This is a genomic window from Kribbella sp. NPDC050241 (assembly GCF_044459685.1).
GTDB lineage: Bacteria > Actinomycetota > Actinomycetes > Propionibacteriales > Kribbellaceae > Kribbella.
In genome coordinates this window covers 100,056-115,287 of sequence record NZ_JBITJE010000013.1, presented here as the reverse complement: position 1 = coordinate 115,287, position 15,232 = coordinate 100,056, and the positions used below count along the sequence as shown (strand labels likewise).

At 69.4% G+C, this 15,232-nt stretch carries 18 protein-coding genes; 10 read left to right on the top strand and 8 right to left on the bottom strand.

Translation table 11 applies throughout. The features are described 5' to 3' along the window. The first annotated feature begins 115 nt into the window (after nucleotides 1-115). The 5 genes from ACIBG5_RS37970 to ACIBG5_RS37950 all read left to right on the top strand — a co-directional run bounded on the left by ACIBG5_RS37970 (nucleotide 116) and on the right by ACIBG5_RS37950 (nucleotide 3,621). The gene (locus ACIBG5_RS37970; protein ID WP_396396636.1) at nucleotides 116-694 is read left to right on the top strand and encodes a dihydrofolate reductase family protein; all 579 of its coding nucleotides are present in this window, start codon (nucleotides 116-118) and stop codon (nucleotides 692-694) included. Nucleotides 695-827: 133 nt separating this feature from the next. Then, nucleotides 828-1,253 (top strand): CBS domain-containing protein, encoded by a 426-nt coding sequence (locus tag ACIBG5_RS37965; RefSeq protein ID WP_131516222.1) that lies wholly within the window; start codon nucleotides 828-830, stop codon nucleotides 1,251-1,253. A gap of 39 nt (nucleotides 1,254-1,292) precedes the next feature. Continuing rightward, nucleotides 1,293-2,180, top strand: coding sequence for a DUF4190 domain-containing protein (locus ACIBG5_RS37960; protein WP_396396634.1), 888 nt, complete (start codon nucleotides 1,293-1,295; stop codon nucleotides 2,178-2,180). 25 nt (nucleotides 2,181-2,205) lie between these two features. Further along, on the top strand, nucleotides 2,206-2,916 hold the full coding sequence (locus ACIBG5_RS37955; protein ID WP_396396632.1) for a septum formation family protein: 711 nt from the start codon (nucleotides 2,206-2,208) through the stop codon (nucleotides 2,914-2,916). Nucleotides 2,917-2,943: 27 nt separating this feature from the next. Then, nucleotides 2,944-3,621, top strand: a complete 678-nt coding sequence (locus ACIBG5_RS37950) for a hypothetical protein (protein WP_396396631.1) — start codon at nucleotides 2,944-2,946, stop codon at nucleotides 3,619-3,621. Here ACIBG5_RS37950 and ACIBG5_RS37945 read toward each other — a convergent pair whose 3' ends face one another. From ACIBG5_RS37945 to ACIBG5_RS37935, 3 genes are read right to left on the bottom strand one after another with little or no spacing between them, the layout of a single operon-like run. After that, the gene (locus ACIBG5_RS37945; protein WP_396396630.1) at nucleotides 3,622-3,981 is read right to left on the bottom strand and encodes a DUF4190 domain-containing protein; all 360 of its coding nucleotides are present in this window, start codon (nucleotides 3,979-3,981) and stop codon (nucleotides 3,622-3,624) included. A gap of 54 nt (nucleotides 3,982-4,035) precedes the next feature. Continuing rightward, nucleotides 4,036-5,385, bottom strand: a complete 1,350-nt coding sequence (locus ACIBG5_RS37940) for a pitrilysin family protein (RefSeq protein ID WP_360444573.1) — start codon at nucleotides 5,383-5,385, stop codon at nucleotides 4,036-4,038. Next, nucleotides 5,382-6,668, bottom strand: a complete 1,287-nt coding sequence (locus ACIBG5_RS37935) for a pitrilysin family protein (RefSeq protein ID WP_360444570.1) — start codon at nucleotides 6,666-6,668, stop codon at nucleotides 5,382-5,384. The genes ACIBG5_RS37940 and ACIBG5_RS37935 overlap by 4 nt, the downstream gene beginning before the upstream one ends. A 104-nt stretch (nucleotides 6,669-6,772) precedes the next feature. Between ACIBG5_RS37935 and ACIBG5_RS37930 the strand changes: the two genes are divergently transcribed. Next, a complete protein-coding gene (locus ACIBG5_RS37930; RefSeq protein ID WP_396396628.1) occupies nucleotides 6,773-7,129 on the top strand; it encodes a YciI family protein in 357 nt (118 codons plus the stop codon). Beyond that, complete coding sequence (locus ACIBG5_RS37925; protein WP_396396626.1) at nucleotides 7,122-8,330, top strand: RNA polymerase sigma factor; 1,209 nt, start codon at nucleotides 7,122-7,124, stop codon at nucleotides 8,328-8,330. Before ACIBG5_RS37930 ends, ACIBG5_RS37925 begins: the two co-directional genes overlap by 8 nt. Here the strand turns inward: ACIBG5_RS37925 and hisN are convergent. Continuing rightward, complete coding sequence (gene hisN / locus ACIBG5_RS37920; protein ID WP_396396625.1) at nucleotides 8,314-9,093, bottom strand: histidinol-phosphatase; 780 nt, start codon at nucleotides 9,091-9,093, stop codon at nucleotides 8,314-8,316. The two genes, ACIBG5_RS37925 and hisN, sit on opposite strands and share 17 nt — an antisense overlap. 164 nt (nucleotides 9,094-9,257) lie before the next feature. On the opposite strand from hisN, the gene ACIBG5_RS37915 reads away from it, so the two are divergent. Further along, nucleotides 9,258-9,752 (top strand): DUF2231 domain-containing protein, encoded by a 495-nt coding sequence (locus tag ACIBG5_RS37915; protein WP_396396623.1) that lies wholly within the window; start codon nucleotides 9,258-9,260, stop codon nucleotides 9,750-9,752. On the opposite strand, the gene rsgA is transcribed toward ACIBG5_RS37915, so the two are convergent. From rsgA to ACIBG5_RS37895, 4 genes are all read right to left on the bottom strand, one after another. Then, entirely contained in the window at nucleotides 9,745-10,746 is a 1,002-nt protein-coding gene (rsgA, locus tag ACIBG5_RS37910) for a ribosome small subunit-dependent GTPase A (protein ID WP_360444555.1), read from the bottom strand. The two genes, ACIBG5_RS37915 and rsgA, sit on opposite strands and share 8 nt — an antisense overlap. Next, nucleotides 10,746-12,017, bottom strand: a complete 1,272-nt coding sequence (gene aroA, locus ACIBG5_RS37905) for a 3-phosphoshikimate 1-carboxyvinyltransferase (protein ID WP_396396621.1) — start codon at nucleotides 12,015-12,017, stop codon at nucleotides 10,746-10,748. Before aroA ends, rsgA begins: the two co-directional genes overlap by 1 nt. Nucleotides 12,018-12,093: 76 nt before the next feature. Beyond that, entirely contained in the window at nucleotides 12,094-12,672 is a 579-nt protein-coding gene (locus ACIBG5_RS37900) for a DoxX family protein (protein WP_396396620.1), read from the bottom strand. Nucleotides 12,673-12,732: 60 nt separating this feature from the next. Beyond that, nucleotides 12,733-13,461 (bottom strand): DsbA family protein, encoded by a 729-nt coding sequence (locus ACIBG5_RS37895; protein ID WP_396396619.1) that lies wholly within the window; start codon nucleotides 13,459-13,461, stop codon nucleotides 12,733-12,735. A 70-nt stretch (nucleotides 13,462-13,531) separates the two neighbouring features. Here ACIBG5_RS37895 and ACIBG5_RS37890 point away from each other — a divergent pair, with 70 nt between their 5' ends. Together ACIBG5_RS37890 and ACIBG5_RS37885 are read left to right on the top strand one after the other, a co-directional pair. Continuing rightward, nucleotides 13,532-14,377 carry an aminoglycoside phosphotransferase family protein gene (locus ACIBG5_RS37890; RefSeq protein ID WP_396396617.1) on the top strand — a complete coding sequence of 282 codons (846 nt, stop codon included), beginning with the start codon at nucleotides 13,532-13,534 and terminating at the stop codon, nucleotides 14,375-14,377. 129 nt (nucleotides 14,378-14,506) lie between these two features. Continuing rightward, nucleotides 14,507-15,175, top strand: coding sequence for a DUF4097 family beta strand repeat-containing protein (locus ACIBG5_RS37885; RefSeq protein ID WP_396396615.1), 669 nt, complete (start codon nucleotides 14,507-14,509; stop codon nucleotides 15,173-15,175). Nucleotides 15,176-15,232: the final 57 nt, after the last annotated feature.

The window sequence follows — 15,232 nt, the reverse complement described above, 5'->3', positions numbered from 1 at the left end:
GCTTCGTCAGCTGGATGGAGAAACTCGGAAGGTGATGTCGGATGGGGGCCGGGGTGTTCGTGGGAGGGGTGAGCGGCTGCCTATCAGGGGCGCCACCGTACTCGAGGAGAGCATCATGAGCGCGACTTACACCTTCGACGTCTTTGCCAGCCTTGACGGCTTTGGCGCCCACAGTGGCGACTGGGGTGGTTACTGGGGCAAGCAAGGCCCGGAGTTGCTCGAGCACCGGTTCGCCTCGTACGGCGGGGAACAGCGGATGGTGTTCGGGGCCACCACGTATCGGGCCTTCGCGGAGATGCTGGCCTCGAGCACCGAGGAGTCCGAAGTACGTGACGCCTGGGTCACCCGGATGAGGCACCTCCCGGCAACGGTGGTGTCGAGCACGCTCCGAGGACCGCTCGACTGGCCGGACGCGACGGTCGCGAACGGCGACGCCCTCGACATCGTTGCCCGGCTCAAGGAGGAGTCCGACGTACCGCTGCGCTCGCACGGCAGTCTGTCGATGAACCGGGCCTTGATGGCCGCCGGTCTCGTCGACCGCGTGCAGGTGACGATCTTCCCGGTGATCGCCGGTCAGACCGGAGCGGACCCGATCTTCCAGGGGGCGTCCGACTTCGACCTCGAGCTACTCGAGCACCGGACGCTGGACGGTCACACCCAAGAGCTCATCTACCGGCCAACCTTGCACGTTTGAGTCCGTCCGATGCCCCACGAAATCCTGTGACTGGTTGTCCATCGTTGTCACGGGGGGTGACAGGCGAGGGCTGCCGGATTGGGGTGGATTTCGCTACCTTGGTGTATTGGTCCTTCGATCTGCAGGAGGCTCCGTGAAGATCAACGACGTACTGCGCGGCAAGGGCAACCAGGTCGTCACCATCTCCCCAGAAGCCACTGTCACCGAACTGCTCGCACTGCTGGCCGAACACAACATCGGCGCGGTCGTGGTCAGCCCGGACGGGTCGTCGGTGGCCGGCATCGTCTCCGAGCGCGACATCGTCCGGCTGTGGAACGGCACCCCGGAGGCGGGCGACGTCCGGGTCAGCGCGATCATGACCGCCGAGGTTCGCACCTGTACGCCGGACGAACTGATCGACAACCTGATGCGGCTGATGACCGAGCACCGGATCCGGCACGTGCCGGTCGTGGTCGACGGGGCCCTGTCCGGACTGGTCAGCATCGGTGACGTGGTGAAGTCCCGGATCGGCGAGCTCGAGTTCGAGCGGGAGCAGCTGTCCAACTACATCTCCAGCTGATCGACCCGGAAGCCCCTGGCGGGGGACTACAGTCCGTGCATGGATCCGACACATCCCACGGACGGTGACTCCGGTACGCCGTCTTCCGGGCAGCCCCCGTACGGCGGCACACCGCAACAACCTCCGTACGGCGGATCACCGCAGCAGAACCCGTACGGCGCACCGCAGCAGCCCGGGCAGCCGGGGCCGGGCCAAGCAGGTCCCGGGCAACCCGGGTACCCGGGACAACCGCCGTACCAGGGCCAGCAGTACCAGGGGCAGCAGTACCAGGGCCAGCCGTACCCGGGGCAGCAATACCCCGGACCGCAGTACGGCGGGCAGGCGCCGTACCCCGGAATGCCCGGTCCCGGGCCGTACCCGGGGCAGCCGCAGAAGACGAGCGTGCCGGCGATCCTGTCGCTGATCTTCGGGGTGCTCGGCGGCATCCTGATCAGCATCATTCTCGGCATCGTCGCGCTGACCCAGATCCCGAAGAAGGGCCAGAAGGGCAAAGGCCTGGCCATCGCCGGGCTGGCGGTCTCCGGTCTCTGGCTGGTCGGCATCGTGGTCGCGATCGCCGTGTTCGGTGACGGTGAGCCGGATCGGGACGCCTCCGGACAGGTCACCACGACGCAGAACACCCGGCCGGACAAGCTCCGGGTCGGCGACTGCGTGAGCGAGATCAACGAGGGCGAGGTCGCGAACATCAAGGTCGTCCCGTGCGATCAGCCCAATGGCGGCAAGGTGTTCGCTGTGTTCGACCTGCCGGCGGGGGACTGGCCGGGACTGACCGCGGTCCAGACGTCGGCCGAGAAGGGCTGCACCGACCGCTGGAAGGCGTCGAAGCAGCAGGCTTCCGCGGACTCCAGCATCTTCTACCTGCACCCGACCGAGGACGGCTGGAGCCTGGGCGACCGCGGCACGACCTGCCTGCTCACACCGAAGTAGGAACAACACGCTCCTGGGGGGAGACATGAGTTATCCGCGAGAGCCGAAGTTCCCGGAGTACGCCGCTCGCCCGCCGGCGGAGACCGGCGGCGCGAAGCGGGACCGCGGCGCGCGGCGGAAGCGCGGCGGCGACGGACCGCTCCCGAACATGCGGCCGATCGAAGGGCTGCCACCGGGTGGAAGCAGCTCGTTGGCGATGGTGGCGCTGGTCCTCGGATGCCTCGGCGCTGTCCTGCTCAGCATCCCGATGGCGATCGCCGCGCTGGTCCGGATCGCGGACCACAATCAGACCGGCAAGGGAAAGGCGTTCACCGCCTTGGCGGTGTCCGGGCTGTGGATCGTGGGCATTGTGGTGTGGGTTGCCGAAACCGACAGCGAGTCGCCGGATCGGGACGTGGCGTCAGGGCAGGTGACGGCGGCCACGACCACGCGACCGCAAGACCTCAAGGTCGGCGACTGCGTGGCGAACCTGGAGGAAGGGTCCGTCAAGCAGGTCACCGTGACGCCCTGCGACCAGCCGAACGGCGGCAGGGTGTTCGCCGTGTTCACCTTCCCGCCTGGCAGCTGGCCGGGACGCGAGACCGTGAACGAGAAGATGGACGACGGCTGCTGGGAGCGTTGGTCTGCGTCGAACGAGCAGGCGGCCGATCCGTCGGACATCTTCATCCTCGGGCCGACCGTGGACAGCTGGCGGCTCGGTGACCGCGGTGTCACCTGCCTGCTCACACCGAGGTAGGAAAAACACACACTTCTGGGGGAGAACATGAATCATCCGCGAGAGCCGAAGTTCCCGGAATACAGTGCCCGGCCGCCGGCCGGGAACCCGGAACCGGAACCCGGCCCGCCACAGCCGTTCCCGAACATGCCGCTGGTCTCGGCGGGGCTCAGGCCGACCAACAGGAAGGCGGTGCTGTCGCTCGTCCTCGCCGTCCTCGGGCTTGTCCCGGTCAGCATCCCGCTCGGGATCAAGGGGATGGACCAGGCGAAGAAGAGAGGCGAGCAGGGCGCGCGGATCGCGATCACCGGGTTCGTGATCGCTGCCGTCTGGATCTCTGTCGACCTGAGGATCCTCAATCATTTCCTGGGCCGGATCGATCCGGACTCAGCGGCGCACACGGCGCGAGAGCCGGTTGGGCCGGGGAGCAAACTCGAGGTCGGTGACTGTGTCGGGGACCTGCCGCAGGGGGAGGTCAGGGACGTGGTGGTCAAGCCGTGCGATCAGCCCAACGGCGGCAGGGTGTTCGCCCGGTTCGCGGTGCCGGACGGTCCGTGGCTCGGCGACGAGGTGATGCGGAAACCTGCGGAGCAGGGGTGCTGGAATCGGTGGGTCGCCTCGAAGGAGCAGGTCAACCGGCCGTCACGCGTCTACGTCCTCCGGCCGAGCGAGGACGCTTGGCGACAGGACGACCGGACGGTCACGTGCCTGGTCGTGCCGCAGTGATCAGGTCGCGAAGAGCATGAGGAGCATGGCCGCGAAGAAGAGGATGACCAGGGCCAGGAGGGCGGTGCCGATGATGCCGCAGATCTGGCCGGCCTGGGCCATGCCGCGGTTGTTGTAGACGCCAGGGGAGGCGTCGATCTCGGCGAGGGCCTGGTTGCCGAGCCACCAGGCCACCGGCGAGAGGAACACGAAGCCGGTGCAGAGCGCGATCGCGCCGAGGACCAGCGAGACGGTGGCCTGCGAATGGTCCTGCAGGATGCCGTACGCCGGCCGGTCCGGGAAGCCAGGCTGGACCGGGTACGCCGGCCAGAAGGTGTGCGTGCGGTCCGTCGCGTCGGTGGGACGTTCGGCGAACGACATCATCGTGCTCCTCTACTCAGGGCCAGGCGCCGAGCAGAGGAGCAACGGCCGTCCTCAGCTCACGTCGATCAGTTCACCCAGGTCCAGCCCGGTGAGCTGGGGACGAACTTCCTTGGCTTCCCCTACGACGACGACCAGTAGCCCGTCGGTTCCCACATACCGCCGGTACGCCTCGGTGGCCTCGGCCGCGGTGGTGGCGGCGATCTGGGTCAGGTAGGTGTCGGCGAAGTCGATCGGTACGCCGTTCGCGATGTTGCTGCCGACCTGCTGGGCGACGGAATCGGCCTGCTCGTACCGCAGCGGGGCGGTCCGGATCAGGCTGTCCTTCGCCTCCTGGACCTCCTGCTCGGTCAGCCCGTCGCGGGCCTCCCGCAGGATCCGCAGCGCGTCACCGATCGCGGCACCGGTCACCTCGGTGCGGACGGCGCCTCCGAGGCTGAAGGTCCCACCCTTGCGCGGCGCCGCGAAGCTGGTCCGCGTGCCGTAGGTGTAGCCCTTCTCCTCGCGCAGCACGGTGTCCACCCGGGAGGTGATCGTGCCGCCGACGACGTGGTTCGCGACCGCGGCCGCACCCCACGCGGGGTCGCGACGGTCCGGTCCGGCGCAGCCGATCAGCAGCTGACTCTGGACCGATCCAGGCCGGTCGACCAGCACGACCCGGTTGCCCACGAGGTAAAGCGGCTCCGGCGTGTCCAGTGCGGTACTGGCGGTCGACGTCCAGCCACCGAAGGCCTCGTCGATGATGCCGGCCACGTCGACGCCGGTGGCGTCTCCCGCGAACAGCATCTGCGCGCGTTCCGGACCGATGTTGCGCCGGTAGAAGTCGGCGACCTGCGTGTTGGTCAGCGGGCGGATCGTGTCCGGGGTGCCCGCCGTCGGCCGGGACCGCCGCGTCGACGGGTCGAACAGGTGGCCCGAGAAGGCCTCGCGGGCCCGGTAGGCGGCATTCGCGCGCTCCTGGTTGATCTCGCCGAGCCGGATCGTCACGTGCCGGCCGACGTCGGCCTGGTTGAACGCGGGCCGGGTGACCGCCTCCGCGAGCAGTTGCACCGCCGGCGCCAGGTGCGACACCGGGACCGAGATCTCCACGTGCAAGGCGTCCGAGCTGACATCGACGCCGTACGCCGCTCCGTGCCGCTCCAGGGCCGCCGCGAACTCGTTGGCCGAATGCAGTTCGGTGCCCTCGTCGAGGGTGCGGGACATGATCGTGGCGACGCCCTCGAGCTCCCGCGGTTCGGCGATCAGCGGCATCGCGATCGTCACGCGGACCGTGGCGACGTACTGGCCGGGGCGATCGAAGACGTGCACCGGCGAGCCGGAGCTGGTCGTCGTCGTGGTGGCCTCGGGGAACGTCCACGGGCGCGGCGCACCGACGGCCGGTGGGGTGGTCAGAACCTGGTTCATGCCTGCTCTCCTGCGTTCTCCGACCGGCGGTAAGCGACCTGCACACGTCCGGCGGCGCGGATCCACTGCGCCGCGGCCGCCTGCACCTGCTCCACGGTCACTGCACGGACTTGATCGATCCGGGTGTTGATCCGGTTCGGATCGCCGAACAGCAGCGCGTGGTGGGAGATCTCGTCGGCCCGCCCGGCGCAGGTGGACAACTGCTCCAGCCAGTCCCGCTCCGCCTGTGCCTGCACGGTCGCCAGTTCGTCCTCGGTGACGCCGTTCTCGGCGAGCTTCTCGACCTCCTCGAGCAGCGCGTCCTCGACCTTCTGCAGGTCCACGCCGTCGGAGGCGATGCCGGTCAGCGTGCCGAACGACACCCCGCCGATCAGCGGCAGCGCACCGCCCGAGACCGACTGCGCGATCTGCTCGTCGCGGACGAGCCGCCGGTTCAGCCGGCCGCTCTGCCCGGCGGCGAGGACGTCGAGCGCGAGCCCGGCCGCGTCCAGCTCCGGCGTCCCGTCCATGGGCAGCCGGAACATCATCGTGATCAGGTCGGACGGTACGTCGGAGACGACGTCGTCGCGGTGGACTTCGGTGAGCGGCCCGATCGTGCCGTCCGGGGCGGCCGGCGGCTGCGGGATCGCCGGCAGGTGACCGAAGTACCGCTTGGCGGCGTCGAAGGCGTCCTCCACCGAGACGTCGCCGACGATGGTCAGGACCGCGTTGTTCGGGCCGTAGTACTTGCGGAAGAACGCGTGCACGTCCTCCACCGACGCCGCGTCCAGGTCGGCCATCGAGCCGATCGTCATGTGCGCGTACGGGTGGTCCGCCGGGAAAAGGAGCCGGACCAGCCGCTCGTACGAGTCGCCGTACGGGCGGTTGTCGTAGCTCTGCCGCTTCTCCTCCTTGACCACGTCGCGCTGGTTGTCCAGGTTCTCCTGGTTGACCGCGTCGAGCAGGTAGCCCATCCGGTCCGCCTCGAGCCACAGCGCGAGGTCCAGACCGCCGCTCGGCAGTGACTCGAAGTAGTTCGTCCGGTCGAAGAACGTGCTCGCGTTCAGACTGGCACCGGCGTTCTCCAGCAGGCTGAAGTGCTGACCGGAGGCGACGTTGCGCGATCCCTGGAACATCAGGTGCTCGAACAGGTGCGCGAACCCGGTCAGCCCTGTCGGCTCGTGGCGCGATCCGACGTCGTACCAGAGGTTCACCGCGACGATCGGGACGGCGCGGTCCGAGCTGACGACGACGCGTAAGCCGTTGTCCAGCGTCTGCTCCGCGATGGGGTAGGTCAAGGGCATGCCGCCACCCTACGTGGTCCGGAAATTCTCCGCCGGTGGTGTCGATCCGCGCCGGGGTCGCGCATCGGAGTGGTGAATGCTGGAACCGACAGACCATGAGAGAGGTGACATCAGTGGGCAAGTACCTGGTGATGATCTACGACGACGAGGCCAAGTGGGACGCGGCGGAGCCGTCGGTGACGGAGCAGAACCACAAGAACCACCAGGCCTTCGCGGAGGCCAACGGTCCGGCGCTGCGCGGCGGTGGGCAGCTGGACGGAAGCACCACGGCGACGTCGATCCGGTCCGACGGCAGCGGCGGGTACGTCGTCACCGACGGGACGTTCGCGGAGACCAAGGAGGTGATGGGCGGCTACTACATCATCGAGGCGGCCGACCTGGACGAGGCGCTCGCGATCGCCAAGCAGGTCCCGTCCCCGATGGGTGGCGTCGAGGTACGCCCGATCATCAACGGTGGCTGACTCGGTCTCCGCGGCGGTGGCGGAGGCCCACTCGAGCGAGTGGGCCTTCGTCCTCGCTGCCACCGCACGCGTCGCGGCCGATCTGGATCTGGCCGAGGACTGCGTGCAGGACGCATACGCCAAGGCGTTGGTGCATTGGCGCGAGCAGGGCGTGCCGCGGCGGCCGGGGGCGTGGCTGACGACAGTCGCGACGCGGCGCGCGCTCGAGTTGCGCAGGCGGGCCGACGTCGCGCAGAGGAAGCTCCCGCTGCTGATGCCGGATCCGGTCGAGGACTCCAACGGGGTGTTCCCCGACGATCGGTTGCGGCTCGTGTTCACCTGCTGCCACCCGGCGTTGGCTCAGGAGGCGCAGATCGCGTTGACGCTGCGGCTGGTGTGCGGGTTGTCGTCGGCTGAGATCGCGAGGGCGTTCCTGGTGAAGGAAGCCACGATGCAGGCCCGGATCACCCGGGCCAAGCACAAGATCTCGCGGTCGGGGATCCCATACCGCATCCCGCGGCGGCCGGACTTGCCGGAGCGCATCGACGCGGTGCTGGACGTCGTCCATCTGGTCTACACGGCCGGCCACACGGCAGCGGACGGGGAAGGGCTGACGCGGCCGGACCTCGCGCGGCGAGGGATTGATCTCGCTCGGATGATGCGGTTGCTGCTGCCGGACAGCGGGGAGGCGGCGGGTCTGCTCGCGCTGCTTGTGCTGACGGAGGCCAGGCAGGCTGCGCGGGTCGACGACGGCGGGCGGTTGGTGCTGATGGAGGACCAGGATCGCTCACTGTGGGACCGGGAGCTGATCGATGAGGGGCTGGCGCTGGTGCGGGAGGCGTTGAGCCGGTCGGTCGGACGGTTCGGGCTGATGGCGGCGATCGCTGCCGTCCATGCCGAGGCCGAGCGCTGGGAGGACACCGACTGGGCGGAGATCCTCGGGTTGTACGACGTGTTGCTGGCGCGCTGGCCGTCGCCGGTGGTCGCGCTGAACCGGGTGGTCGCGCTGAGCTATGTCGCCGGTCCCGAGGCGGCGTTGGCGGAGTTGACCGACGATCCGGCGCTGTCGACGTACCCGTATCTCGCCTCCACGCGGGCGGAGCTGTTGTGGCGGACCGGGCGGGTGGAGGAGGCGCGAGCGGCGTACGAGGAGGCGCTGGCGTTCACCAGCAACGCCGTGGAGGCGGAGTTCCTGCAACGGCGCATCACTCGAGGCGCTTGAGGACCTCGTCGTGCAGGCGGCCGTTGGTGGCGACGGCGTTCGCGCCGTTCGGGCCGGGGGTGCCGTCGACCGAGGTGAACGTGCCGCCGGCCTCGTCGACGATGATCGCCAGTGCGGCCATGTCGTACAGGTTGAGCTCGGGCTCGGCGGCGATGTCGACCGCGCCTTCGGCGACCAGCATGTACGACCAGAAGTCGCCGTACGCGCGGGTGCGCCAGCAGGACTCCATCAGCTCGGCCCACTGGTTCTTCTTGCCGAGCTTCTCCCAGCCCTTGAGCGAGGCGTACGACAGCGACGCGTCCTCGATCCGGCTCACGTCGCTGACCCGGCACGGCTGCGCGGACATCAGCGCGCGGCCGGTCCAGGCGCCGTCGCCGTACGACGCCCACCAGCGCTTGCCCAACGCCGGGGCCGACACCACTCCGACGACCACCTGGTCCTCGATCATCAGGCTGATCAGCGTCGCCCAGACCGGGACGCCACGGATGTAGTTCTTGGTGCCGTCGATCGGGTCGACGACCCATCGCCGGACGCCCCAGCCGGTGGTGCCTTCCTCCTCGCCCACGAACGCGTCCCGCGGCCGGGCCCGGGCCAGCGTCTTGCGCATCACGTCCTCGACCCTGCTGTCGGACTCGCTCACCGGAGACAGATCCGGCTTGGTGGCCACGTGCAGGTCGAGCGCCTTGTAGCGGTCCATCGTGGTCGAGTCCGCGTCGTCGGCCAGGATGTGGGCGAGCCGCAGGTCATCCGTGTGCGAGGGCATGCCGGAAGGCTAGCCCGTTCCCCCGCTCAGCGGGCGGGCTGTCCGCAAACGTTGCGGATCGGTTGCGACGCGAATTGAACCTAATCGGGTGATTGAACGTGCAGTAAGTAGCCCGTGCGGGCTACTAGAGTCGGACCACGTTCTATGACTGCCAGGAGGCGTCAATGTTCGAGCGCTTCGGGGACCTGCCGCTACACGTGCTCGTGATCCATCTGGCCGTGGTGGCGCTACCGATCGCAGCCCTGACCCTGATCGTCTTCGCGCTCGTGCCGCGGTGGCGGTGGTTCCTGCGCTGGCCGGCGTTGGTGCTGGGGCTCGGGGCGCTGGTCTGCGCGTTCGTGGCGAAGAAGAGCGGGGAGGCGTTCGTCGCCGCGGTCCCGTCGCTGGAACAGCCGGTCAAACTGCACCAGCAGCGCGGAGATCTGCTGTTCTGGTTCTGCCTGGCCTTCGCGGTGATCGCCGTGGTCGCGGTCCTGGTGCTGAGCGGGCCGTCGTCGCTGGCGAGCGGAAAGGGTGCCAAGGCAACCAAGAGCCGCCCGCTGGAGCTCGTCACCAGCGCCGCCGTCGTGGTCATCGGCGTTCTCGTCATCTACCAGACCATCCGCACCGGCGACGCCGGCGCCAAGGCCGTCTGGACGGGTCAGCTTCCGCCTAAGTAAGGTCCTGCTCCGGTACGGCCTGGGTGCGGCCTTCGCGGCTGGCCAGGAGGCGGCGGAAGGACGCTACTCGGTCGGGGTCGAGGCGGCCTTCGGCGACAGCTTCGTCGAGGCCGCAGTCGGGAGCGGACTCGGTGTGGGTGCAACCTCGGGGACAGGACTCGGTGACCTCGGCCAGGTCGGGGAAGGCATCGATCACTTTGTCCGGGTCGACGTGGGCCAGCCCGAAGGAACGGATACCGGGCGTATCGATCAGCCAGCCGCCGTCAGGCAGCCGGAGGACCAGCGTGTTCGTCGAGGTATGGCGCCCGCGGCCGGTCACCTCGTTGACGACGCCGATCGCGCGGTCGGCACCGGGAATCAGCCCGTTGACCAGCGTCGACTTGCCGACGCCGGAGTGGCCGACCAGGACACTGATCCGGTCCTGGAGCTGCTCCTGGAGGCCGGACAGATCGCCGCCTTGCTGCGTGGCCACCGACTCGACCCCCAGTGGACGGTAGATCGACAGCAGCGGATCCGGGTCGGCGAGGTCGGTCTTCGTCAGGCACAGCAACGGCCGCATACCCGCGTCGTACGCCGCGACCAGGAAGCGGTCGATCAGGCCGGTCCGCGGCTCCGGGTTCGCGACGGCGACGACGATGACCAGCTGGTCCGCGTTCGCCACCAGCGGCCGCTCCACCGGGTCGTCGTCATCGGCCGACCGGCGCAGCAGCGTCGTCCGCGGGAGTACCTCGACGATCCGGGCCAGCGAGCCCTCGTCACCGCTCGCGTCGCCGGCGAGCCTGACCCGGTCGCCGACGATCACGCCCGTGCGGCCGAGCTGCCGCGCCTTCATCGCGGTCACCTGCCGGTCGTCGACCCAGCAGGTGTAGCGGCCGCGGTCACGGGTGATCACGATGCCGGTGACGGCGTCGTCGTACGAGGGGCGGTCCTTGGTCCGCGGCCGGGTCCGGCGCTTCGGCCGGTCGTACCGGGCCTCCTCGTCGTACCGCGACATCAGCTCGTGAGCCCCGACCACATGTCGGGGAACTCGGGCAGGGTCTTCGCCGTGGTCCCGATGTTCTCGATCTCCAGCCCGTCCACAAGCAGGCCGACCACGGCGGCGGCGTGCGCCATCCGGTGGTCGTTGTAGGTCCCGAAAAGCCCACCGTGCAAGCGCTGCGGCCGGATCTCCAGCCCGTCGGCCATCTGCGTCACGTCCCCACCGAGCGCGTTGAACTCGTGCTCGAGCGCCGCCAGCCGGTCCGTCTCGTGGTTGCGCAGATGCGCGATTCCCCGAAGGTACGACGGTCCTTCCGCAAACGCAGCCACCGCCGCGATGACCGGGCTGAGCTCACCGACCTCACTCAGGTCGAGGTCGACGCCCTGCACCCGGCCGGTGCCGCGGATCGTCAGTCCGTCGTCGGTCCGAGTCACCTCCGCGCCGAAGCGCGTGAAGATGTCGCCGAGTTGACCGCCGGGTTGCGTGGTCTGCTCCGGCCAGCTGGTCACGGTGACCTCGCCGGCGGTGAGGACCGCCGCGGCCAGGAACGGCGCGGCGTTGGACAGGTCCGGCTCGATCGTGGTGTCCATCGCCCGAATGGGGCCGGGGGCAACGACCCAGCGGTTCGGTTCGCTGTCGTCGACCTGGACGCCGCGCTCGCGCAGCATCGCCACCGACATGTCCAGGTGCGGCTGGGACGGCACCGGCTTCCCGTCGTGGCGGATGTCGACGCCCTCGTCGTACCGGGCTCCGGCGAGCAGCAGGGCCGACACGAACTGACTCGACCCGGACGCGTCCAGCGTGACCTTCCCGCCACGGACCGAGCCCGCGCCGGACACGGAGTACGGCATCCTGCCGGTGCCCTGGTCGTCGATCTGGACGCCGAGCGCGCGCAGGGCGTCGAGGATGACGCCCATCGGGCGCTCCCGCGCGTACGGGTCGCCGTCGAACTCGACCACGCCGTCGGCCAGTGCGGCGACCGGCGGCACGAAGCGCATCACGGTGCCGGCGAGACCGCAGTCGACGGACGCCGGGCCCTTGAGTGAGCCCGGAGTCACTGTCACGGCGGAGCCGTTGTCCGCGATGCCGACACCGAGTGAGACGAGCGCGGCGCGCATCAGCGCGGTGTCGCGTGCAGCGAGCAGACCGGTGAGACGCGACGGGCCGTCGGCGAGCGCGGCCAGGATGAGGGCACGGTTGCTGATCGACTTCGATCCGGGCACCGTGACCCGGCCGCTGACCGGTCCCTGGGCCTTCGGTGCCGGCCAGCCCTGCTGCGTGCTCATCCCACTCCCTCGGCTCGGAACTCCTGCCCTGAGCCTAGGGCATCGCGGTGATACGACCTTCCAGCCTTCCGGGAGGTCAGCCGAGGTTCAGTTCTGCCTTCGCCAGTTTGGCGGCATGCTTGGCCTCACGGGCCAGCTGCTTCGTCTCCCGCTTCGCGGCCTTCGCGCCGCGTTTGGTCTCCCGCTTCGCCGCCCGCGCGCCGTGGGTGGCCCGCCAGGCGACGCCCGGCTTGCCCTCGGTGTCGACCGCGGCGAGCAGCAGACCGCCGAACAGACCCAGGTTCTTCATGAACTGGATCCGCTGCACACCCCGGGCCTCCTTGTCCTTCACCTGCCAGAACGGGTGCCCGGCGACCGTCACGGGGATCAGCGTGGCGGCCAGCACCGCGGCGCCCGTCCGCCGGCCCTTGCCGCTGGCGAGCGCGAGACCACCGAGCACCTGGACGACGCCGTTCAACCGAACCAGGTTGACCGTGGTCTCGGGGATGCGGTCAGCGATCTGCGCCGGTGCGACGTTCTTCACCATCGGCACCAAGCGGTCCGTCACCGGCTGGGCCTTGGGCACCAGCGGCTCCGGGTTCCGGATCGAGTTCACACCCTGCGCGACGAAGATCATCGAGAGCAGTGGCCTGGCCAGTGCACGCACGACAGTCATGCCTCCTTCATACACCACGTCCTGTACGCCGTCCGGTACCCAAGCCTGCGCGGTTCAGCCTCAGATCGGGCAACCATCCGGACCACAGGCGGCGTCGTCGGTGCCGGCGCCCGGGGCGGTGATCAGCGTCACCGGCTTGCGGTCCGCGTTCGCCCGGCGCAGCGCCTCCTGGAACACCTCGACCGGCTGCGCGCCGCTGACGCCGTACTTCTCGTCGATCACGAAGAACGGCACCCCGTTCGCGCCGTACGCCAGCGCCTGGGCCTGGTCGTCGGCGACGTCCTGGGCGTACGTCGTACTCGCGAGCACCTCGCGGACCCGATCGGACGGGAGGCCGACCTCCTCGGCGAGCTGCGTTAGCGTCGCGTGGTCGCCGACCGGTAGCCCGTCGGTGAAGTACGCCTTGAGCAGCCGCTCCTTGAGGCGGTCCTGCGTGTCGGCGGGCACCTCGCCTGCGGCCATCAGGTCGCGGGCCAGGTGCAGTACGCGGTGCGCGTCGACGGTGTTCGCGGACTTGGCCCGGTCGAGGTTGTACTCGAGGCCGAGCTCGGCGGCGATCTCGGTCACCTGGGCGTTGGCCTGCACACCCCACGCGCGGTCGCGACCGTACTTCTCACCCAGCCGGGTAGGCAGGTCGCGTGGATCGTCGCTCGTCGCGGACGGGTCGAGCTGGAAGCTGTGCCAGACGATCTCGGCCTTCTCGCCGCTGGACTCCAGGGCCTGCTCCAACCGCCGCTTCCCGATGTAGCACCACGGGCAGATGACGTCGGACCACACATCGATACGCATACTCCGAGCAACTCACCGTGATCGTCGGTCTATTCCCAACCAGACCCGAGTGTGATGCGTCCGACGCTGCGTGGACGAACAACTGGTGCGTGCCTTGCTGCAGGATCAGCATCCGGATCTGGCCGAACTGGAGCTCCGGGAGGTGGTCGGCGGCTGGGGCAACCAGATGTGGCGGCTGGGCGACGACCTGGCGGTTCGGATGCCACGGACCGAGGGGGCGCCGGAGCTGCTGCTGAAGGAGCACCGCTGGATGCCCGGCCTCGCCGCCCGTCTTCCGCTTCCCGTCCCCGTCCCGGTCCGCCTCGGCGAGCCGTCCGACCGCTTCTCCCGCACGTGGCTGATCACCACCTGGGTCCACGGAGAACCCGCGGACCATGCACCGATCACGGATCCGAAGGCGGCCGACGTACTGGTCGACTTCCTGCAGGCGCTGCACACCGGTGCGCCGGCCGAGGCACCGGTCAATGACCGAACCAGCCTGCCGGCCGGACTGATGGACTCCGACGAGGTTCGGGCGTACGCCGGCCGCGGGGACGAGATCCGTGCGGTCTGGGAGGACGCGATCGCAGCGCCCGAGTGGGACGGACCGCCGGTGTGGCTGCACGGCGACCTGCACCCGGCCAATGTGGTCGTTGCCGACGGCACCCTTGCCGGCGTCCTGGACTTCGGTGAGATCTGCGCCGGCGATCCGGCGAACGATCTCGCAGCCGCCTGGATCCTGCTCCCGGCCGGGGCCGCGGAGCGGTTCTTCGAGCGCTACCAGCCGGACCACGCAACGGTACGTCGGGCTCGCGGCTGGGCCGTGGTCCGGGCGATGTTCCTGATCGCGATGGGAATCAACGGCGACAAGGGCCTCCCAGGTGGCAAACCACACTGGGGCCCAGCCGGTGTAGCCGCCCTCGATCGCCTGCTGTGATCGTCGACCGGCTCGGCTGCTGACAGCGGCTCGTCCGTCATGTCAGCACGGTGGCCGTCCAGTGTCAGCGCGGTCTTCCAAGCTGGTCTCATCAACAGCTCGTCACCAGCGAATCAGGAAGGTACGACCATGCCGACTTTCAACACCCCCGAGCCGATCTCCGCAGTCCTCGACATCCCCGCGGGACGCATCCAGGTCATCGCCGCCGACCGGGCCGACACCGCCGTCGAGATCCTGCCGGCGAACTCCTCGAAGGGCCGCGACGTCAAGGCGGCGGAGGAGGCCAAGGTCGAGTACGGCGACGGCGTTCTGCGGATCGAGGTCTCGGCCAAGAACCAGTACTTCGGCCCTTCCGGCTCCGTCGCGGTGACCGTCCACCTGCCTGCGGGCTCCCAGGTCGAGGTGAACGCGGCCAGTGCCGAACTCCGAGCCGTCGGGCGGTTCGGCGACGTCGCGGTCAAGAGCGCGCACGGCTCGATCGACCTGGAGGACGTCGCGAGCGCCCGCCTCACCACTGTCGCCGGTGACGTCTCCATCGGCCGCCTCAACGGGCCCGCGGAGATTCGCACCAGTCAGGGTGACATCCGGATCGCCGAGGCCGTGAGCGGTGCGGTCGTACTGCGCACCGACGTCGGCGAGGTGGAGGTCGGCGCCGCTGCCGGAGTCTCGGCCTCCCTGGACGCCGGTACCACCACCGGCAGGATCAGCAACGCGCTCAAGAACGCCGAAGGCGACACCGCTCCGCTCACCATCCGCGCGACCACCACCGTCGGCGACATCGTTGCCCGCAGTCTCTGATCGCGATCGACGACGGACCCGACGCGGCCCGCACGCCACAGTGGTGTGCGGGCCGCG